At 46.4% G+C, this 18,772-nt stretch carries 21 protein-coding genes; 8 read left to right on the plus strand and 13 right to left on the minus strand.

Features of this window, described 5'->3' with window-relative positions:
* Positions 1–11: 11 nt before the first annotated feature.
* From gctB to O6R05_RS08105, 5 genes are all read right to left on the minus strand, one after another.
* Positions 12–806: a glutaconate CoA-transferase subunit B gene (gene gctB / locus O6R05_RS08085; RefSeq protein WP_271191482.1), complete on the minus strand. Its 795-nt coding sequence runs from the start codon at positions 804–806 to the stop codon at positions 12–14.
* A complete protein-coding gene (gctA, locus tag O6R05_RS08090) occupies positions 806–1,780 on the minus strand; it encodes a glutaconate CoA-transferase subunit A (protein WP_271191483.1) in 975 nt (324 codons plus the stop codon). Before gctA ends, gctB begins: the two co-directional genes overlap by 1 nt.
* Positions 1,781–1,834: 54 nt before the next feature.
* Positions 1,835–2,896, minus strand: a complete 1,062-nt coding sequence (locus O6R05_RS08095) for a sodium ion-translocating decarboxylase subunit beta (protein ID WP_271192313.1) — start codon at positions 2,894–2,896, stop codon at positions 1,835–1,837.
* A 116-nt stretch (positions 2,897–3,012) separates the two neighbouring features.
* Positions 3,013–3,471: a biotin/lipoyl-containing protein gene (locus tag O6R05_RS08100; protein WP_271191484.1), complete on the minus strand. Its 459-nt coding sequence runs from the start codon at positions 3,469–3,471 to the stop codon at positions 3,013–3,015.
* Between the two features lie 14 nt (positions 3,472–3,485).
* Positions 3,486–3,872, minus strand: a complete 387-nt coding sequence (locus O6R05_RS08105; RefSeq protein ID WP_271191485.1) for an OadG family protein — start codon at positions 3,870–3,872, stop codon at positions 3,486–3,488.
* Positions 3,873–4,113: 241 nt separating this feature from the next.
* Between O6R05_RS08105 and O6R05_RS08110 the strand changes: the two genes are divergently transcribed.
* Both O6R05_RS08110 and O6R05_RS08115 read left to right on the plus strand, forming a co-directional pair.
* Positions 4,114–5,028 carry a hypothetical protein gene (locus O6R05_RS08110; protein WP_271191486.1) on the plus strand — a complete coding sequence of 305 codons (915 nt, stop codon included), beginning with the start codon at positions 4,114–4,116 and terminating at the stop codon, positions 5,026–5,028.
* Between the two features lie 28 nt (positions 5,029–5,056).
* The gene (locus tag O6R05_RS08115) at positions 5,057–5,260 is read left to right on the plus strand and encodes a DUF1858 domain-containing protein (protein WP_271191487.1); all 204 of its coding nucleotides are present in this window, start codon (positions 5,057–5,059) and stop codon (positions 5,258–5,260) included.
* Positions 5,261–5,289: 29 nt separating this feature from the next.
* Here O6R05_RS08115 and O6R05_RS08120 read toward each other — a convergent pair whose 3' ends face one another.
* Together O6R05_RS08120 and O6R05_RS08125 are read right to left on the minus strand one after the other, a co-directional pair.
* On the minus strand, positions 5,290–6,096 hold the full coding sequence (locus O6R05_RS08120) for an EFR1 family ferrodoxin (protein WP_271191488.1): 807 nt from the start codon (positions 6,094–6,096) through the stop codon (positions 5,290–5,292).
* A 91-nt stretch (positions 6,097–6,187) separates the two neighbouring features.
* Complete coding sequence (locus O6R05_RS08125) at positions 6,188–7,834, minus strand: copper amine oxidase N-terminal domain-containing protein (protein ID WP_271191489.1); 1,647 nt, start codon at positions 7,832–7,834, stop codon at positions 6,188–6,190.
* Positions 7,835–8,375: 541 nt separating this feature from the next.
* Here O6R05_RS08125 and O6R05_RS08130 point away from each other — a divergent pair.
* Genes O6R05_RS08130 through O6R05_RS08140 form a run of 3 tightly spaced genes read left to right on the plus strand, consistent with a single transcriptional unit; the run spans position 8,376 to position 10,816 of the window.
* On the plus strand, positions 8,376–9,164 hold the full coding sequence (locus O6R05_RS08130) for an MBL fold metallo-hydrolase (RefSeq protein ID WP_271191490.1): 789 nt from the start codon (positions 8,376–8,378) through the stop codon (positions 9,162–9,164).
* Positions 9,165–9,167: 3 nt separating this feature from the next.
* Positions 9,168–9,911 (plus strand): 5'/3'-nucleotidase SurE, encoded by a 744-nt coding sequence (surE, locus tag O6R05_RS08135; protein WP_271191491.1) that lies wholly within the window; start codon positions 9,168–9,170, stop codon positions 9,909–9,911.
* Positions 9,908–10,816, plus strand: coding sequence for an alpha/beta hydrolase (locus O6R05_RS08140; RefSeq protein ID WP_271191492.1), 909 nt, complete (start codon positions 9,908–9,910; stop codon positions 10,814–10,816). Before surE ends, O6R05_RS08140 begins: the two co-directional genes overlap by 4 nt.
* Positions 10,817–10,836: 20 nt before the next feature.
* Here the strand turns inward: O6R05_RS08140 and O6R05_RS08145 are convergent, their stop codons facing one another.
* On the minus strand, positions 10,837–11,844 hold the full coding sequence (locus O6R05_RS08145) for a threonine aldolase family protein (protein WP_271191493.1): 1,008 nt from the start codon (positions 11,842–11,844) through the stop codon (positions 10,837–10,839).
* Between the two features lie 130 nt (positions 11,845–11,974).
* Here O6R05_RS08145 and O6R05_RS08150 point away from each other — a divergent pair, with 130 nt between their 5' ends.
* A complete protein-coding gene (locus tag O6R05_RS08150) occupies positions 11,975–13,063 on the plus strand; it encodes a pyridoxal phosphate-dependent aminotransferase (RefSeq protein ID WP_271191494.1) in 1,089 nt (362 codons plus the stop codon).
* Here O6R05_RS08150 and O6R05_RS08155 read toward each other — a convergent pair.
* Positions 13,021–13,833: an alpha/beta fold hydrolase gene (locus tag O6R05_RS08155; RefSeq protein WP_271191495.1), complete on the minus strand. Its 813-nt coding sequence runs from the start codon at positions 13,831–13,833 to the stop codon at positions 13,021–13,023. The two genes, O6R05_RS08150 and O6R05_RS08155, sit on opposite strands and share 43 nt — an antisense overlap.
* Positions 13,834–13,901: 68 nt before the next feature.
* Here O6R05_RS08155 and O6R05_RS08160 point away from each other — a divergent pair, with 68 nt between their 5' ends.
* Positions 13,902–15,455, plus strand: a complete 1,554-nt coding sequence (locus O6R05_RS08160) for a tetratricopeptide repeat protein (RefSeq protein ID WP_271191496.1) — start codon at positions 13,902–13,904, stop codon at positions 15,453–15,455.
* A 36-nt stretch (positions 15,456–15,491) separates the two neighbouring features.
* Here the strand turns inward: O6R05_RS08160 and O6R05_RS08165 are convergent, their stop codons facing one another.
* Positions 15,492–15,809 carry a hypothetical protein gene (locus O6R05_RS08165; protein ID WP_271191497.1) on the minus strand — a complete coding sequence of 106 codons (318 nt, stop codon included), beginning with the start codon at positions 15,807–15,809 and terminating at the stop codon, positions 15,492–15,494.
* A gap of 137 nt (positions 15,810–15,946) precedes the next feature.
* Here O6R05_RS08165 and O6R05_RS08170 point away from each other — a divergent pair, with 137 nt between their 5' ends.
* A complete protein-coding gene (locus O6R05_RS08170; RefSeq protein WP_271191498.1) occupies positions 15,947–17,077 on the plus strand; it encodes a pyridoxal-phosphate-dependent aminotransferase family protein in 1,131 nt (376 codons plus the stop codon).
* 240 nt (positions 17,078–17,317) lie between these two features.
* On the opposite strand, the gene O6R05_RS08175 is transcribed toward O6R05_RS08170, so the two are convergent.
* From O6R05_RS08175 to O6R05_RS08185, 3 genes are all read right to left on the minus strand, one after another.
* Entirely contained in the window at positions 17,318–17,518 is a 201-nt protein-coding gene (locus tag O6R05_RS08175) for a hypothetical protein (RefSeq protein ID WP_271191499.1), read from the minus strand.
* A 47-nt stretch (positions 17,519–17,565) separates the two neighbouring features.
* The gene (locus tag O6R05_RS08180) at positions 17,566–17,793 is read right to left on the minus strand and encodes a hypothetical protein (RefSeq protein WP_271191500.1); all 228 of its coding nucleotides are present in this window, start codon (positions 17,791–17,793) and stop codon (positions 17,566–17,568) included.
* A 562-nt stretch (positions 17,794–18,355) separates the two neighbouring features.
* Positions 18,356–18,679 carry a phage holin family protein gene (locus tag O6R05_RS08185; RefSeq protein WP_271191501.1) on the minus strand — a complete coding sequence of 108 codons (324 nt, stop codon included), beginning with the start codon at positions 18,677–18,679 and terminating at the stop codon, positions 18,356–18,358.
* Positions 18,680–18,772: the final 93 nt, after the last annotated feature.

The following is an 18,772-nucleotide window of genomic DNA, read 5'->3' on the forward strand; positions in this document are numbered from 1 at the left end:
TAACCTCACAATCATTCAGTTGGGACTTTAATGAAGGCTTGACCAGGGTCAATCTCTTCACGGATGAGACGGATGACATCTTCTTCAGGTGCTTCCAGTTCTACAGCACGGGATACATCAATATCAAAGCCGGTGTTTTCAAGGACGTCTTCAGGGCTGGAAGAAGGATAGTAACCTGCCAGATACATTCTCTTTGTATCGTCGTCAAACTTCAAAATACCTTTGTCTGTAACAACCATTTTAGGACCTACATTGCCAGGGATACCTGCGCGTTCACGTCCGCCGGGGCCGTCCATCCAGCCGGGAGAAGTGACATAGTCAACTTTTTCAATAAAACGACGTTTTTCGTGTTGCATCATGATAACTGTATTGACATAGGTTGCAATCCCGTTGGCACCGCCTGAACCGGTAAAGCGTGTGGTTGGGTGATTGTAATCGCCGATAACGGTAGAGTTCACGTTACCGAACGGATCGATTTGAGCGCCGCCGATAAATGCGATCATGCGTTGACGATCGAAAAGCCATTCATTATATTCAAAGCCTACAAAGCGAACATTAGTCCATTGTACAGCACATTGTGCACCGAGACGGTTGTCGCCGACAGAACGTGGTACTTCGATCGGAGAGCAGTCCATCAGACCGGATTCCACAATAAGATTACAGTTCGGAGCGTATTTTTGTTTTGCTACAGCTGCACCAATTAAAGGAAGACCGGTACCGACGATGACAATTTGACCATCTTCGATCTGTCTTGCAATGGTGACAGCTTGCATTTCTTTGTTGGTATAGTTATCGTAACGTGCCATTATTTTGCCTCCTTATCATCTTTCTTAAGGACATCTGTGGCATAGCCGTAGCCGGGAACAACTTTGAGATTCAACAGACGGCTTGCACCGAGCTTGTTTAAGTAGGCGTTATGATCTTCCATATCATAAACCCACTCGGTCATAAAGCCTTTGAAGTCGTCGTCGCCTTTAGATACTACGTTGTAGTATTTGAAAAAGTCCGGATCGTAATCATAGAAGTCGTAGCATTGTGCAGGGTGCGCGCCGAACGGTGCGTGTACAATGGCGTCAACACAGAATCCCGGAATAGAATTTTTGGTCGGTTCTCTGCGAATATATTCATTACTTACGATTTCTTCTACAGTGACAATAGTATGTTTTGCAGCAATGGCAATGTCGATGTCGTGGAATTCAGGTCCGACAATACGCACGGTGCCGTCCGGAGATGCCATTTGCGCATGGATGACCGCAGTATCAATCTTTGGTACCGGTGCGACCAGAACTTTTTCACCCGGAGCAAACGGATTTTCTACTACTTCATATTTCTTATTAGGAAGTTTGTCATGTTTTGCACGTTCTTCTTCGGAAATACCCCATTTTTCAGCGACGTCGCTGCCCAGCATCAACTTGACAGGCAAATATGACAACCCGAGGGACGCTGCGTGCAGACGCATCATCTCAACGTCTTGGGAATAATCTTCAAAAAGGATGTCGCCGTGTTCGATGGCTTTTCTGAAGCGACGGGATACGTTAGTATAACCGGAGTTTGCAGTATAGCAGTTGATGTAAGCAGTAACGCGGCCTTCACCGATCATCATGTCCCAGTCGCCACCGGCAGGACCGGCTTCAACAATGAAATCCTTTTGACCTTGACGCAGGATCTCATATACAGCAGCATACGGTTTTCTATTGGTTGTGAAACCACCGAAGCTGATGACATCGCCATCGTGGACAAATTTGCTGATGGCGTCTTTCATGTTCATTATTTTACTCATGTGTTTCCTCCTTTTTTACACATAACATGAGGACCTCATCGGCCCTCATGCGTTTTAACCAAATACTAATAAGAATAATCCCGCTGCAACTGCAGAGCCTATAACCCCTGCAACGTTAGGACCCATTGCATGCATGAGTAAGAAGTTGGTAGGATTATATTTTCTACCTTCAACTTGTGATACTCGTGCAGCCATTGGTACTGCAGATACCCCTGCAGAACCGATAAGCGGATTGATCTTGCCGCCGGTGACGTAGTAGAGAACCTTACCAAGAAGAACCCCACCCATTGTCGCACAGGCAAATGCTGTAAGACCAAGTGCAATGATTTGAATGGTTTGAATATTTAAGAATGAATCGCCATTGGCTGTTGCGCCGACGGTGACACCCAGCATAATGGTAACAATGTTCATCAATGCATTTTGAGCGGTATCGGAAAGACGTGCCGTGACGCCAGATTCTTTAAAGAGGTTACCCAACATCAACAGACCTAAGAGCGGTGCTACTGACGGGAGTAACAGTGCCGTGAAGAGGACGACGACAACAGGGAAGACGACCTTTTCGGCTTTGGATACTTTGCGAAGTGCCACCATTTTAGTTTCACGTTCTTTTTTGGTGGTAAGCGCCTTCATAATTGGCGGCTGAATAATAGGAATCAACGCCATGTAGGAATAAGCCGCAACGGCAATCGGCGCCAAAAGATGCGGTGCCAATTGGGAGGTGGTAAAGATTGCCGTTGGACCGTCAGCACCGCCGATGATCCCAATGGATGCTGCTTCTTGCGGAGTAAATCCAAGGGCGATAGCGATGGTAAAGGCAATGTAAATACCGAACTGAGCCGCTGCGCCGAGCAGCAGAGAAATAGGATTTGCGATCAGTGGCGAGAAGTCCGTCATGGCTCCAACGCCCATAAAGATCAGGCAAGGGAAGAGGTTGGACTTAACGCCGCCGTAGATGATTCTAAGAACCCCGGAATTGTACCACACATCCGCTTCATCCATCAGTCCTGCCAACGGTAAGTTGGCAAGCATCATGCCGAAAGCGATAGGAAGCAAGAGGAGCGGTTCAAACTCCTTTTTAATCGCAAGATATAAAAGGATAAAGGATATTAGAAACATTACACCGTTTTGCCAAGTCAAGCCTGCAAAGCCGGACTCGCTCAAGATGCCTGAAACTATCGAAAAGAAATTCAATGTGTTATCTCCTGTTTTTTTAGATTAAGCTGCAGGCCGCTTTACTTAATTTCAGCTAAAACTTGGTCGGTATCAACAGTGTCCCCTTGTTTTACATTCAGGCTTACCGTACCGTCTGCAGGTGCTACGATTTCATTTTCCATCTTCATCGCTTCAAGAATGAGGATGACATCTCCGGCAGATACAGTGTCGCCATCTTTAACGTTGACGCGAAGAATAGTGCCGGGCATTGGAGATTCTACAGCTTCACCGTTACCGCTTGGTGCTTTGGCAGGTGCCGGAGCTGGTTGTGGCGCTGCTTGAGGTGCTGGAGCCGGTTGTGGCGTTGGTGCAGGTTGTGGTGCCACATATTGAGGAGCTGGTTGCGGTGCAACATATTGAGGTGCTGCCGGTGCTTGAGGCGCACCAAAATCTGCCATAGACATTGGGCGAGATGATCCGCCGGCACGTTCTACTTCTACTTCATATACTCTTCCGTCTACTTTTACTTGATATTTCATTTTAATAAGCCTCCTTAAAATTTTTCTGTAATGGATACAATTTGAAATGCATCTAAAGGTTGTCTAAATTCTCTTGATACAGCGCCGATAAGTGCCGCCAAAACCTCAGGGTCCATGGACTCCTCTTCGGCTATCGCTGCAAAAATCGCCGCACGAATACGTGCCTCTTCCTCCGCATCATTCGCTTTGGTTTCGGCTTTGGTGTCTTTTACCGGGCGCTGTTCATTTTTTTTTTGCGACCCGCCGCTAGAAATGCTAGCTACAATCGTTGAGATCAGTTTAACAAATAAAGCAATTGATATCAGTGCTAAGAAGACTATGGACAAGCCTGTAAATGAAAATATCACCGCTTGGCCGATAGACATACCACCTTCCCACATACTTACACCTCCTAATTCCATTATATGGAACATGTCCCATCTTTGTTTCATTATAACAAATAACATGCCCTTATACAACCAAGGAAAGTGTTTAAATTGGGTTTTCTAAAAACCTTATCCCGATAGTCTTTTTATATAAACCACTCACTTTGATCGGCAATTTTTCTCGGCGACCAAAGTTGATTGTATTGAGAAAATTCCCATTCTTCGGTATGATAACTTCTATAAGAAGCAATTCCTGCTATAAAGAAAGGATGATATTTTGAAAAAACTACTGGTAAGCGCACTCCTGGTTTTGGCTTTGGGATCTCGTGTCCACGCCGCCGACGTACAGGTTTCAAAACAGGCGGTTCACCTTGACGGCAGCCCTGTACGAATCAGCGGCTACAATATTGACGGTGAAAACTATTTCAAACTTCGTGACGTGGCGGCGGTCCTAAAAGACACGTCCGTGCACTTTAATGTGACCTTTGACAGCAACGCCAACCTGATTTTTATTGACACAGAAACAAGCTATACCCCAAGTGGACAAGATGCTTCCGATTCGCTTCATGATCCGGACTCTATCGTACCGTCCTCCCAGCTTGCTGTGGTTAACGGAGAAAAAACCAAGTACACCGGCTATCTCATCGACGGCAACAACTTCTTCCGTTTGAGAGACTTAGGCCGTACTTTAGGTTTCTGGGTAAGCTATGACGAGGCGAGTGATACCGTCCTGTTAAAAGATGAAGCGCTACCTAAAAAACCTATCATCACCAAAACCGATGTCACGATTATCAATCTCGAATCTGCCTTACACCAAAACACCAAAACATTTTCCATAGGCGATGGGACAACCTTCGACTTCTATGATTTTATTCAGGACAGTTCCATCATCGGCGTCTTAAATGACGGCAATCAACTGGTTGTTGATGCCTATTTGAAAGACGGAGCAATGATCGTCTCACCGCTTCACATTAAATATCGAGGCAACCTGTCTGTCACACCCAAACTTAAAGTATCTCAGTCCGGCAACGATACGGTGATGACTTTCCCGTCAACTGCATTAGATGATGCAACTTTGGGTATAGATAGTACCCAACCTTTCACGCTCACCTTAGGTGTAATGGAAGGGGATACGTTTAAAGCACTTAGCGTTATCGACGTGACGGCGCCTAATACGGAAGCAGCGCGTTAAATGCGATAACGACAAATAAGGAGGATTTATGAAAGTAACTAAAGATACCATTATCGGCGATCTCTTGAGAGAACGCCCTCAGGCAGTAGGCACGTTGATGAGCTATGGCATGGGTTGTGTGATGTGTCCGGCATCTCAAATGGAATCCATTCAGGAAGCAGCTATGGTTCATGGCTTGGATGCCGACGGTTTAATCGAAGCCTTAAACCAACAGGATGCGGAAACTAACTAAATAACCTGTCACATGAAAAGAGGACAGCTTTATAAGCTGTCCTCTTTTTGTATGTCACTACCGGCGTTTGAGCTCATCACTGTGGGTAAAAGTTTACGATACTGCCGTCTCACCGGTTTATGCAACATGACGGTGCAGGCTTTCGCCGGACACAGATTCACACAGCGAAAACACAACGTGCAGCGGTGGTGTGATGTGACACCCTCTGCTTCCATGCTTAGATTCTTCGCCGGACAGTGCTTGACACAAAGGCCGCAGCGAATACAATCCTCGCTCACCAAAAAAGCGTCGACGTGTTTAGCGTCATACTGCGCGTCCGGTATCGGCCGCTGTACCCGTCCCAAAGCCGATCCAAGCACACCCCAACCTTTTAGAAACTTCTGTCCCTTTTGGATCCGATCTGCAATCGTCTTGAGTTTACGCGCAGCAAGACGCAGCTTGCGGTGATACTCGCTATCTTTGATCGTCACCATAGGTATATTCGGGATATTGTTCGGCATATTGATATGATCGGCATAACGCACATCCACGTTACAGTCCGCCACCAAGTGATAAAAAGCTTTAGCTCCGTCTCCAGAGTACATCATTTGAGTACAGAGGATGATGAGTTTTTTATTTCGAAAGCCATTGCGATGAGCTGTGACAAAATCGCGCATTATCTTCGGTACGCGGGAGGCATAGACGGGATAGCTCACAAGAATGGTATCGGTTTGTACCATCAGCGCATCAAAATCCATCGCCGCTTCAATGCTGTACGCCACACCCCCGAGGTGATCTGCCATGGTCTCTGCTACAAATTTGGAATTGCCCGTTCCGGAAAAATAAAGTGCTATCATAAGATCCTTTCTCTGTTATCGGTGTTTACCTTGTAAAAAAGGAGAAGCCCCGAAAGACTTCTCCTTTTCCTAATGTGTCTTTTAAAGTGTTTTATTTTGCTTCAGGTGAGTGAAGGGACTTTAAAAGTGGGTTATCAGACAAAATGAAAGATGGCTCTTCTTCAGGTGTTGCGTCAGCTTTCACTTCAGGTTGAGCTGCTTCTGCAGGAGCTTCCACTGTAGCGTCAGCCTTTGGAGCTTCAGGTGTTGCGTCAGTGACCTCAGCTTTTGGAGCTTCAGGAGCTGCTTCAGGTTGAGCTGCATCTACAGGTGCTTCAGCTGCCGGCTCAACAGCCTTATCGCCTGTTGCCACCGTGATGAGGAAAAATCCCGGTGTTGTGTTGTCGAACGCGACATCGTAACCGAGGTTTTCAGCTACAAAACGAAGTGGAACTAACGTACGACCGTTGGAAATTTCAGCAGCAACATCCAGGCTAACAGCCTTGCCGTCTACCATAGCTTCCGTTGAACCGATAGTGAGCACAACTTCTTTACCGTCTTTAACAGCGGTAACTTTTTGAGCGGCTTCGTCCCAAGTTACTTCTGCACCGAGAGCTTCCAGCATACCGCGGAACGGTACTAAAGTACGGTTGTCTTTCAACACAGGTTGTTGATCTGCAAAGACAACCGGTTCTTCGTTAACCATAACACTGAATACCGGTTCTGCAGGATCCATTGCCGGCATAAGCAGACCGAGAAGTTCATTCATAGTCATAGCTTTTACACTGGTAGGCAGTTCAACTTTAGCTGTCTCATCTTTCGTCATAACGTAATTTTGAGTAAGATCCATAGCAAACTCATTATCAAATTTCACTGTAAAAGTGCCCTCTTGAGTGTACTTGTCATCTTCAAAAGTAGTGACAAATTTTACTTTAGAGCCTGTGAAGCTGGCTTTCACTTCTTCAACATTCTTTTTCACATCATCGATATTCATACCGTCAAAGGCAGTGGCAAGATTCAACTCTTTCATAGCTTCAGCAGGTACAATTTTACCAAGCACTTTTTCAATCTCAGGTACTACAGTTGGCCAGTTTTTAGCCACGGTGCCAAGAGAGTTCAATCCTTCGTCGATAAGTTGATCGGAAGTCGCTTCAAAGGTGAAGGTATTGCCATCCACTACCATATCCAACTTGGTTTCATAACCTTTAAGTGCCTTGTCGATAATGGCAAGAAGGTCTGCTTCAAATTCTGAAGAATTCAGGTAGTTAACCACATCGGCATCCACGCCGGCGGCACTGTCGTCGGTCTTAATGAGAATGTAGTCTTCTTCAATATCTTTAAGACCGTTCATACCTAAATTTTCAAAGAGGTCAAAATAGCTCTTTGCAATATAAATATCGGCGCCGTCTACAAACATATGCATATCAAACTTGTCAGGAATCATAGCAAGTTCTTCATCGGTAGCCGCCTCGCTCTTAGCAAGGGCTTTGAGACCGGTAAAGTCCACAACAACATTCATATCTACTTTGTCTTGACCTTCACTCACACCTTTGATTGTGTAAGGGATGGTCATATCGATGGTTTCGCCATTGTCATCTTTAACAGAGACTTTTGCTTCCATGGTGCCTTCTACTTTAGTACCGGCCCATTTAGCAACATCTTGTGTCTTTGCAGTGTACGCAGCCATGTTGGTACTACACCCAACTAAGGTGAACACACACATCATCATCACAAGAAGTGCTGTTAATTTCTTTTTCATAAGTATCCTCCTTTAGAAATCTTGTAAACATCTCGCTTTCGCAAAATATATACAATTGCATTATATCACAATCTCAATGCTCTTAAACCCCGATTAAAATTTTTAATATATCTGTAATATTCGAGTCTCCCATAGTTTTCCCGGCCGTGGCGAACAGCAGCTTTGAGATAAGATAATGCTCAGACCTCTACAGACACCGATGAACATTGCCGCGTTGTTGCATGATCCCGCCTGAGATCAGTTACCCATCTTAGGGCATATCACGCAGATAGCATAAAACAAGCTCGGCACGTGCCGAGCTTGTCATGTTGAGACTATGTGATTGTAGCATCGCATAATAGTTGCCTGACGCTGTCAGTACGCCTGCTACGTAAAACCTCAGTTTTCAAATCGTGGCGTCATTGCAAAGCCGATATGCGATGAGTTGCTGTGATGTCATTGGAATCACCTCTTAATTTACTGTGTTACCATGATACCCCAAAATTGTAAATTTAAACAGTGGGAAACTTTTCTTTATGGTACAATGAAATTCGGAGGTTTTATGCAATTCTGTTCTCTATCCAGCGGTTCCTCCGGGAACTGCCAATTCATTGAATATAAAGATACCAAGATTCTTATCGATGCCGGTCACTCGGGCAAGAAGATCACAGCCTTGCTTCAGGAGATCGGTCAGGACATTCGCGATATTGACGCCATTTTTGTCTCCCATGAGCACGTTGACCATGCGAAAGGCGTCGGTGTACTCGCCAAAAAATACGGGTTGAAAGTCTTTGCCACGATGGAAACAATTATGAGTATGGAGCCTATCACCAAACCGATTGCACACCACCAGGTTTATGCTTTTGAAAATGGTAAAGGGTTTGACTTTAAAGATCTTCACATTCTGCCCATGCGCTCTTTTCACGATTGCACCAACGGCTCCATGTTTGTCATTGACGGTGATGTCAAAGTGAGCGTGGCCACCGACACCGGTCACCTTAGCACCGAGCACCTGCAGCACATGGCGGGATCCAAACTCTACTATCTGGAAGCCAATCATGATCTGGATATGTTGATGCAGGGGTCTTATCCTTGGTCTCTAAAAACCCGCATTGCTTCAACCCACGGTCACTTATCCAACGATAGCGCTGCCAAGGTGCTTGAACAACTCCTTACTCGTCAAGGTGAGATCGTCATGTTGTCCCACTTGTCTAAAGATAACAACACCGACACCTTGGCCATAGATACTGTTCGCAACCATCTGTTACGCGCATCTCTTCACGACGGGGTGGACTACACTGTGGAAGTCTCCCCGAGAGACAGCGTAAAATTCCACCACCTGGGGAGGTAAAGGATGAATATTTTAGTCACCAACGACGACGGTTACTTCGCGCCGGGACTTAAAGCCTTGGCCAAAGCACTCCATGACGCCGGCCACAATGTCACCGTGATGGCGCCTCATCAAGAAAATTCAGGCATGAGCCACTCCATTACATTTCTTGAAGCACTCAAAGTCAGTCCCGTGACCATTGAAGGGTTGGACGTCATGGCCTATTCCGTTTCCGGCACGCCGGCAGACTGTGTCCGCGCCGCAGTCAATATTTTAAACCGCAAATTCGACTTTTGTTTTTCCGGTTGCAACAACGGCTACAACGCCGGCATGGACGTGCTCTACTCCGGCACGGTGTCCGCCGCTGTAGAAGCCAATCTTTTCAACATCAACGCCATTGCCGTGTCCACCGAATTCAAGAAAACCCATATGCACTACGACACCTCGGCCCGTGTGGCCCTGGAAGTCTTTGACAAAATCAAGGACACGTTGGAGCCGGTACAGGTGGTAAATATCAATGTCCCTTCCATGGAATATGAAAAGCTCTCCGGCATCCGTGCGGCGAAACTAGGCGGTGTAATTCAAGATCACTTTGATGCCGAACCTCAAGGTGACGGCTTCAACATTCACCTGATGCGGCGAGACACGCAGACCTATGAAAAAGGCACGGATCGCTATCTGCTCCAATCCGGCTATGCCACCGTAACCCCACTAGTCTATGACTTTAATAATCCGGCGCTGCTACACCGCCTCAGAGACAATTTATGATGGAACACATTTACTATCCTTCCAGCAACGGGGAAGACACCGTCCACGGTATTCTGTGGCCGGTTGAACACCCTCGATACTGCGTACAAATCATTCACGGTATGCAAGAGCACATCGGCCGTTACCATGACTTGGCAAAATTTTTAAATAAGCACGGCGTTTATGTGGCAGGGGAGGATCACCTGGGCCACGGCCACACGGCACGGGACAAGGCCCATTTAGGCGACTTCGGACGCGGGGATACCGTGACCTATGTGTTAAAGGACATTCGCACACTGCACAACCGCCTTCGAGCTCTGGACGTGCCGGTGTACTTCCTCGGTCACTCCATGGGGTCTTTTATCCTGCGTTACTATCTGTCCATGACCAAGGTGGATCGGGCCGTGATTATGGGGACAGGCAACACGCCATCGTCTCTGGCCTCCCTGTTGGTCTTCTTGGCACGCATGGATGGTCGTCTGCACGGCAGCAGCCACCGAAGCGCCTTTTTGCAAAAACTCACCACAGGTAACCTCATCACGCATGCCGATGAGGGCAGTTGGCTTTCCTATAATGAAGCAAATGTCAAAGCTTACTATGCTGATCCTTTAAACGCACAAGCTTTTGCGCCAAGCGGCTACATCTTTTTAGGCAAGCTCCTCGATGCCATTGCAAAGCCGCAGTGCTACACGCAGACAAAAGGCTCGGAGCTCCTTCTCATTTCGGGGGCTGACGATCCGTTAAACGCGAACGATGCCGTAAAACACGTCTATGATAACTACCTAAAGGCCGGTGTCACCGCCGAGATGGTCTTAATGGCACATATGCGTCACGAAGTCTTGAACGAAGACGGACGGGAAGAGGTAAAAAAAAGACTCCTTCATTTTTTCGACGAAGGAGTCCGCACATCCACAGAATCACTATAAAGAAGCTTCGGCTTCTTTTTTTATGCCTGCAAATCCCTTGCCAGACTCTCAATTTCCTCCGGCTTGGTGCGATAAGTGGTAACAAAACGTAGGACACGTTCTGTCTCATTAAGCGGCATGACTTCAAACAGGTTGTTGACTTTCAGCGCATCGATTTTATCTGCCGGATATCGAATAAAAATTTGATTGGATACCGGCGGCATATAAAAAGTTACCCTGTTTTGGATCGCTTTCGCGAGATCCATCGCAGCTTGGTGCGCCCGCCGTCCCAACTCGTAATAGAGTCCATTGTCAAAAAGCGCCTCGAACTGCGCACCAAGGAGAAAGCCCTTGGCCATGACAGCTCCGCGCTGTTTCATATAGTGACGTAGGCCTGCTTTGAGACGCTCTTCTTTTACCACAACCGCTTCACCGAAGAGTGCACCGTTTTTCGTACCGCCTAAGGTGAACATATCACAGACCCTCGGCAAGTCACCTATACCCACATTGCTTGCCGCAAGACCTGCCGCCATGCGTGCACCGTCTATAAACAGATAGAGTCCGGCTTTCGTCGTCACATCATAAAGGCGTTCCAGTTCCTGAAGCTGATAGACCGTCCCCAGCTCTGTCGTCTGAGAAATATAAACCACACGCGGTACAATATGATGCTCTTCGGTGAGCTCCGCAATTTTTTTCTCCAGCAGCGCCGCTGTAAGCTTGCCGTCCTCCGTATCAATACCTTCGATTTTATGGGCCGTCGCTTCAATGGAACCGGCTTCATGGGCGTTAATATGTCCTGTTCGAGCTGCAATGATCCCCTCATAACCTCTCAGGCTCGAGGTCAAGGCAATGATGTTTGCCATCGTGCCGCCGCTGACGAATTCAACTGCCACAGACTCATCGTCCACTTCTTTACGAATGAGTGCTTTCGCCTGAGCCGTATAGATGTCATAGCCGTAGCCGTAATGTCCGCACTTCTCAATGGTTTGAAGTTTTTCCAAAACTGCCTTGTGTCCAATATCGTTATAATCGTTTAAAAAAATGTTCATTTGCCACCACCCCTTGCTTTGTTTACGTACCATTATACCTTATTTCCTTCATAGAGAGAAAGCGATTTCTCCCTTAATGCTAAAGTCTTTCTTTCTTGCTATAATAAACACACTATGATTTACGAGGTGAATGATGAAACAACAACACGGCGCCAATATTTTTGAACTGGCACGACATTACGGCTTTAGTGAGGATCAGATCCTGGATTTTTCTTCCAACATCAACCCCTTGGGGCCCAGCCCTAAAGCCTTGAGTGCACTGAGAGACAACCTTAATCTTTGCACGACCTATCCGGATCCGGAGTACACCGATTTAAAAGCTGCCATTCGAAAGTATAGCCATTACAGCGGCCCCGTTCTGCTCGGCGCAGGGACCACCGAACTCTTTCACAGTTACATTCAGGCGCTGCATCCGAAACACGGCGCTATTCTCGAGCCTTGCTACTCGGAATACGCGCGGGAACTCACCATGGCAGGCGCCACGGTACACCGGTACTTTTTACACGAAGAGGAACACTATGCCCTCAACATGGATGACTTTCTCACCTTTGTAACGCAGGAATCCATCGACACCGTCATCTTTGCCAATCCTAATAACCCCACAGGTACACTGGTAAGTCCTACAGCTCTGGAAGCCCTCCTGCAAACCGGCTGTCACGTCCTGATTGATGAAACCTACATTGAATTCACCGATGTCAACACCACTTCAGCCATCCCTCTGTTGGCTCGCTACGACAACCTCTTTATTACCCGCTCCACCTCCAAGTTTTTTGCGACACCGGGCATTCGTCTGGGTTACGGTCTGACGGCAAACACTGAACTATATCATGCTCTGGATAGTGCGACCATGCTGTGGAATATCAACATCTATGCCGCTTTTTTAGCGACCCATATGTTCGCTGACACCGCTTATCACGACGCCGTGTATGCACACATAAAAAAAGAGCGCACACTGGCGCTTAAAAATCTTGCCGACATAACACAGCTCACCTGCTATCCCTCGTTCGGCAATTTCATTCTCTGTAAAATCGAAAACGAACGTACCGCCAAAGACCTGCGGGACGCTTTATTACAAAATGCCGTGGTCATTCGAGACTGTGCCGATTTTAAAGGCCTCACGCCTTACCACTTCCGCTTCTGTGTGCTACATGCAGAGCAAAATGCAGCCCTTATCCGTCACATATCCGCTTTTTTTAAAAACTCGATAAGCATTTTGTAAATACCGTCTTCGTCATCAATCATCAGTGCATGTGCCCCGTGATGAAAGACCACCAACTTAGAATTGGTAAAGAAGTGATGGTTTTTTTGAGCTTCAGTGATGTGAATGACATGATCCTCATCACCATGAAGGATGAGCACACGACCGTCCCGTCTTCCGCTATACCGATACGTTCGCAGTGCATCTAAAATGCTGTCCATGCCCCGCACCTGTAGGGCGCTCTCCAAGTTCCGTTGATAGATGGCTGCTTCAGGACGCTTGCCATAGACCAGAGTCGCAAGAGTATTGTCCACGGCCATGCGTTTGAAATCCATGACGCCGAAAGGGTTAAAATACAAGCCTCCCACGGCCTGAGTAAACTGAAAAAGGCGATAGGTCCCCTCATACAAGCCCATGTCATCAATAGACCCGACAAAAGGTGCACTCAGAAGGATCGTGCTCTCAATACCCATTTGTACACTCAGTTCCATGGCTACCACACCGCCCAAAGACCATCCAAGGACTGCCACAGGCTGCACTTGAAGGTAGTTTAACATCGCTTTAAGATCCGCCGCAAAATCCGCCATGTGGGTGATGGGATGATGACAACTGCTCTCTCCAAACCCTCGAAGATCCGGTGCAATAATGCGATAGGTCCCTTTGAGCCGGTCGATGAGCTCCGTGAAAAACACGGAGGATGAGAAATTGCCGTGGATCAGAACTAAAACCGGTCCGGCTCCCACATCGTTATAATAAATTTGTTCATCTGAAATCGTGATAAAGTTTCCCATACGTTCTTTATACCCTCAGGATTGCTCCGGACTACCCCTTTGATTATAATGGACACGAGGAGGTTTTTATGGAACACGTTACTTTTACTACACTGCCATCCCATGTGACCCTGCAGCCCGACGGTGATTTACAGATTATACGCGCCGAGCTCACTCGAGATTTAAGCATTGCAATGGATGTCGTGAACCTTGGCACAAAACCCATCATGAATGTGGTGTTCGCCGTCACATACTTTAATGAAAACAGCGTCGCCCTCTTTGATGGCACGGCCTTCGTTTACACAGTGAAAACTTCCGGCATCACGCCAAAAACCGTCTATTATATCCCGCCAATTACCATTGACAAACGTTTTAACGACGCTCGCGCCATCACCGTTGCTCTCAAAGAGTACAGCGACGATGCCGGCAAAGTGCATACTACCGATCCGACGTTAGCCATCACCTATGAACTGGATCTCATTATGCCCTCAAAGCAAATTAAAATCAACAAACTCTTGGGTCCCGACATCATTCAATACGGCCGCAACTTAGGTGAGCACTGGAAGTGCGTCTGCGGCACAGTCAATGACAAAGGCGTGGAAACTTGTCGCTTTTGCGAGAGAAATAAATACTTTATCCTGAATAATCTTACCGAACCTCTTATCAACCAAAAACTCCTCTCCGTCCTTTCTCAGACAGTCAACTATTCAAAAGAGGGGAAGGAAGCTCTGGAAAAACACCTCACTGCCTCTTACGCTTCAAAACGTGCCCCCACCTCAGATCACTTGGCTCAAGTACGCGTCAACGAAACCTTGCCGTCAAAATCCAAAAAATTTCCGTGGCTGAAGTCGACGCTGATCTGCGCGACAGCTCTGGTGATTGCCGTTATAGGTTTAACCGCAATGAAAGGTCATTTCCGTCAAAGCGGTCTCGACCATGCAGAGACTCTTATTAAAGAAGGCAACTATCAAGAAGCTCTGGACCTGTTGGAAACCCTTCCGTCTTCCGAGGGTGCCGACCGAAAGCCTCTAGTTCAGACAGCGACGCGTTTGATTCAGTCGGAGCAAGCTTTCGAAGCCGGACGCACCGCCTTAGAGAGCAAAGAATATTTAGTAGCCTTAAATGCATTTAAAAATGTCATGGAGCAGGACGTCCATTTTAAAACCTCTCAGACCCTTATCTCTCAAGCGGAAAATGAGATCGTGGCAATGGCTCAAGACGCTGTGGCCGCAGAGAATATGGATGAGGCGAAAACCTTATTAAACGCTTTACTCGATGTGCTACCGGAGTCTGCCAAGGCTACCGCCCTGTTAGATACCATTGAAAGCCATGCCACCACCGGTGACGCCCAATCTCCTGACGGCAACGAAGCCGCAAGCTATGAAACAACACGAGCTGATATGAGCCGCACCGCTAAAAACTTGCTCTACACCTACCAGGTCGTCCAGGCACAAAAAGCCAACCTTCGTATCAGTCCTTCCATTGACGCCGCAGTTCTGGATGAAGTGGACAAAGGCACCAATATTTACATCAAAAGCACTAAAATCGAAGGTATTGAACGGATCTGGTGTGAAGTTGTCGTGGAAACTACCGAGGGTGAAATCTTAGAAGGCTGGCTCTCCAACAAAGTCTTCTCTGAATAAAATACATGTCTAACAAAAATCCTAAAGCAGCGAGCTTTAGGATTTTGTCATTAATGCTATATAATTGATCACCGGTTCTTCATAGGGATGAATCTTTCTCAGAAGACGATCCGTGCGCTCAAGGTCCGTCTCACGGATGCGAAACTCTATTTTCACTTCATCCACATCACTCACCACGCCGATTTCACCTACCGTGGGGTTGGCGCCTTCAATGGGACGAAAATGACCTCGCACTCGGGAAGTTTGAAAGACGTAATCATAGTTCCCCTGGTTTAAAATATCCGTTTCGTTGAGGGCGTTGACCACGCCGACTACGCTGTCTTCCGGGACGATAACTTCCACTTTGATATACATACTCCCACCTCCTGAGCTCATTATAGGCTTCCCGTCACCACGCCGTCAACTCTGTGCATCTTACATTTCTATTACGATTTTAGAAATATCTCTTAACACAGATCCCCTTCATACTATAATAGGAGTGAGGTGATTCAATGAAAATACTCTGTGCAGGACCAACAACTATGGCAAACAACGTCCGAGAACAACTCAGCGTCTCCAAAACCAATCCGGACCTTGACCCCACTTATGCTCCGTACCAACGACGGGTGGAAGCAAAACTATCGGCACTTTTACATACAACGGCCACCTCGTTTTTCATGTTGGGAGAAGGCATTATGGGCCTTGAAGCTGCGATTTTCTCCCTCGTGGAACCCGAGGATCGGGTGCTCGTACTCAGTAACGGCTTTTTCGGCGGCGGCTTTGCAGAATATGTGAAGCACTGTGGCGGTAAAGCTCACGTACTGAACTTTGAGTATGACAAAGGCATTGATATCGAAACATTACATGTCTTTTTGGAACAAGACCATGACTTTAAAGTAGCTACCTTTGTCCACTGTGAGACCCCAACCGGTGTTACCAACGACCTTGTAGGCATCTCCCAACTCTTAAAACGTTACGGCATCCTTGTCATTACGGACTGCGTCTCCTCTATGGGCGGTGAAGACATTCACTTTGATGAAACCGGCGTAGATGTCATGCTTGGAGGCTCTCAAAAAGTCCTCTCGGCGCCTGTCGGTCTGAGTCTTGTCACACTCTCAGAGGATGCGAAACGCGCAATAGCATCACGACGCACGCCCATACTATCCTACTATCTCAACTTTAAAAACCATTACGACTTCAACGGCGCACCGTTCCCTTACACGATGAACGAAAATCTAATCTATGCCATGGATGCGGCACTGGACAATCTCATGGCGAAAGACGCTGTCACACTTCATCGCACTTACAGCGAACTCACACGGCGCATCGTGACTAACGCAGGCCTAAAGCTCTATGCCAAAGACAGCTTCTCCAATACCGTGACCGCAGTTAAAATGCCGGACGGTATCCCTGCTGAAGCACTTCTTCAGACAATGCGCGAGCGAGGCATTGCCATCTCTAAAGGCGTAAGCTCTTTTAGTGACGATCTTTTTCGCATCGGACACATGGGAGAGAACATCAGTTATGACAACTTCCTGTCCCTCTTCGAGGCCTTGGACGACAGCTTCCGAGCCTTGGGCGTCACCCTGAACGCTTCCATGAAAGATGCTTTTTTGATGGCACACCTCTATGGTGAGGTATAATAGGACGAATAAGACCGATATCTCGTCGGTCTTTTTTTAATGGCTTAGCGTTTTGATCTCGTGAGCACAACTACCCCTAAAACGACGTTGCGATAAGAAGACTTTTAACATCGCCATACATAGCTTGAGTCTTTCGTGCACACTGCCTTGGTCTTTCTATAGACACTATGGAAAAGCTGTCTGCAGAAAAAGGGTGGGTCATATCCGACACACCCCTTTTCCTGACGTAAAGATCAGATGTTAGTGTGACTCCGTTTGAATAGCCGTACCGCTGTCACTGCCACCAATGACAGGACCGCTTTGCGTCATCATTTCCCATTCTTCATCTGATATCTTTCTGTTAAATCGTGCTCCCATTTGTGTTTTTGTTAAGCCTTGGAATGTTGCTTCCGGCAGTGCTGATGTGATCTTGACGATAACGATGACAGCAACCGCAAGCACAAACAAAACCAGAACTTTTTTATTCTCGACATTTTCATATTTTAATTTTATGGAATAACAATGCTATAAGATTGATTAAAGACGCCTTGTGCGCCGATAACATTGTTCCCATAGCCCACACCTCCTACTTGAACAATATAGCTTTTGCCTTGAACATATTGACTGTTTTGCAAAGTATTCACTGACGATATCGTTTTGGCCGGACTTTGAACCTTGTTAATACTGTCAACTGTAAGTAACCCATGACCTGTAGTTGTTACAGTTCCTGTCATCATGGTAAATTGAGGATTATCAAAAAATCTGGAGAATACAGTGACGTATAGACCATAACAGACCAATCTGCTTTATCAAAAGTCGCATAAGATTGAATTCTGATTTGATTAATAGCTCTTAAAGTCTTTTCTTGAAATATCAAATCCGCTGAAGAACTTACAGCTCCAATGATACCAACCGCTCCATTTCGAGTAATGCTATTCCACTCTATATCACTAACAGTTCTTCCAATTCATTGACTAAACTCTTCTTTGGACAATACTTCCATGTCAAAATCTTCAGCATATACATTTGCTTTAATTGCAAATATGCAAACAATAACCATAAATAAAAAAGACCCGACTTATTAATTTTTGAAATCGTTTTTATTTTAGCTTCCTTCACATCTCATGACAACTATTTGCACTCAATACGTTATCCTAAAGTTCAAGTACATAGTAGGCTTATTATAAATTTTTTTGTGATAAAACAAAATTCATATTATTTCACTTTTATTATTTATATACTCCCTCAATTTGTGATACAAAAAAGACAGTTAAAGCGCAGACCTTAACTGTCTTTTTATTAATAGGTTTTCTCTCCCGGAATAACGGCACTCACAATACCCAATACAAAAGCTCCGATAAGAGCACCGAAAATACCGGCATGGAAACCATCCACCAACTGACCGGTTATAAAAATAACCAGTGCGCCGATAAGAAACCCTGACAAGCCTCGACCTAACGACGAACTTTTCACGGTGGTGAAATTTTCAATACCCCAATTGATCAGACCCATCACCACGGCAGCAACAATAGCTGCAGAGAAGTTGGATACCTGCATGGGACTCAGTGCTGCAGCAATGCCTATACTCAGCGCACTGACAAAAATTTTTACAATAAGACGCATAGTTCCTCCTACATGAATGCCTTCGTGCCGTGACCGCACGAGAAAAGATATGACTGAGATGCATAAGCATATCACAGTACCGTAAGTGTCAAC

The organism is Peptoniphilus equinus, from assembly GCF_027921445.1.
Taxonomy (GTDB): domain Bacteria; phylum Bacillota; class Clostridia; order Tissierellales; family Peptoniphilaceae; genus Peptoniphilus; species Peptoniphilus equinus.

Excerpts from the sequence above, each read along its gene's own strand:
- O6R05_RS08115 (WP_271191487.1), top strand. The coding sequence starts at position 5,057 with ATGAAAGTAACTAAAGATACCATTATCGGCGATCTCTTGAGAGAACGC.
- O6R05_RS08145 (WP_271191493.1), bottom strand. The coding sequence starts at position 11,844 with ATGAACATTTTTTTAAACGATTATAACGATATTGGACACAAGGCAGTT.
- gctA (WP_271191483.1), bottom strand. The coding sequence starts at position 1,780 with ATGAGTAAAATAATGAACATGAAAGACGCCATCAGCAAATTTGTCCAC.
- O6R05_RS08140 (WP_271191492.1), top strand. The coding sequence starts at position 9,908 with ATGATGGAACACATTTACTATCCTTCCAGCAACGGGGAAGACACCGTC.
- O6R05_RS08165 (WP_271191497.1), bottom strand. The coding sequence starts at position 15,809 with ATGTATATCAAAGTGGAAGTTATCGTCCCGGAAGACAGCGTAGTCGGC.
- surE (WP_271191491.1), top strand. The coding sequence starts at position 9,168 with ATGAATATTTTAGTCACCAACGACGACGGTTACTTCGCGCCGGGACTT.
- O6R05_RS08100 (WP_271191484.1), bottom strand. The coding sequence starts at position 3,471 with ATGAAATATCAAGTAAAAGTAGACGGAAGAGTATATGAAGTAGAAGTA.
- O6R05_RS08130 (WP_271191490.1), top strand. The coding sequence starts at position 8,376 with ATGCAATTCTGTTCTCTATCCAGCGGTTCCTCCGGGAACTGCCAATTC.
- O6R05_RS08095 (WP_271192313.1), bottom strand. The coding sequence starts at position 2,896 with ATGTTTCTAATATCCTTTATCCTTTTATATCTTGCGATTAAAAAGGAG.
- O6R05_RS08155 (WP_271191495.1), bottom strand. The coding sequence starts at position 13,833 with ATGGGAAACTTTATCACGATTTCAGATGAACAAATTTATTATAACGAT.
- O6R05_RS08120 (WP_271191488.1), bottom strand. The coding sequence starts at position 6,096 with ATGATAGCACTTTATTTTTCCGGAACGGGCAATTCCAAATTTGTAGCA.
- O6R05_RS08150 (WP_271191494.1), top strand. The coding sequence starts at position 11,975 with ATGATGAAACAACAACACGGCGCCAATATTTTTGAACTGGCACGACAT.
- O6R05_RS08180 (WP_271191500.1), bottom strand. The coding sequence starts at position 17,793 with ATGATGACAGGAACTGTAACAACTACAGGTCATGGGTTACTTACAGTT.
- O6R05_RS08105 (WP_271191485.1), bottom strand. The coding sequence starts at position 3,872 with ATGGAATTAGGAGGTGTAAGTATGTGGGAAGGTGGTATGTCTATCGGC.
- O6R05_RS08170 (WP_271191498.1), top strand. The coding sequence starts at position 15,947 with ATGAAAATACTCTGTGCAGGACCAACAACTATGGCAAACAACGTCCGA.
- O6R05_RS08125 (WP_271191489.1), bottom strand. The coding sequence starts at position 7,834 with ATGAAAAAGAAATTAACAGCACTTCTTGTGATGATGATGTGTGTGTTC.
- gctB (WP_271191482.1), bottom strand. The coding sequence starts at position 806 with ATGGCACGTTACGATAACTATACCAACAAAGAAATGCAAGCTGTCACC.
- O6R05_RS08185 (WP_271191501.1), bottom strand. The coding sequence starts at position 18,679 with ATGCGTCTTATTGTAAAAATTTTTGTCAGTGCGCTGAGTATAGGCATT.
- O6R05_RS08160 (WP_271191496.1), top strand. The coding sequence starts at position 13,902 with ATGGAACACGTTACTTTTACTACACTGCCATCCCATGTGACCCTGCAG.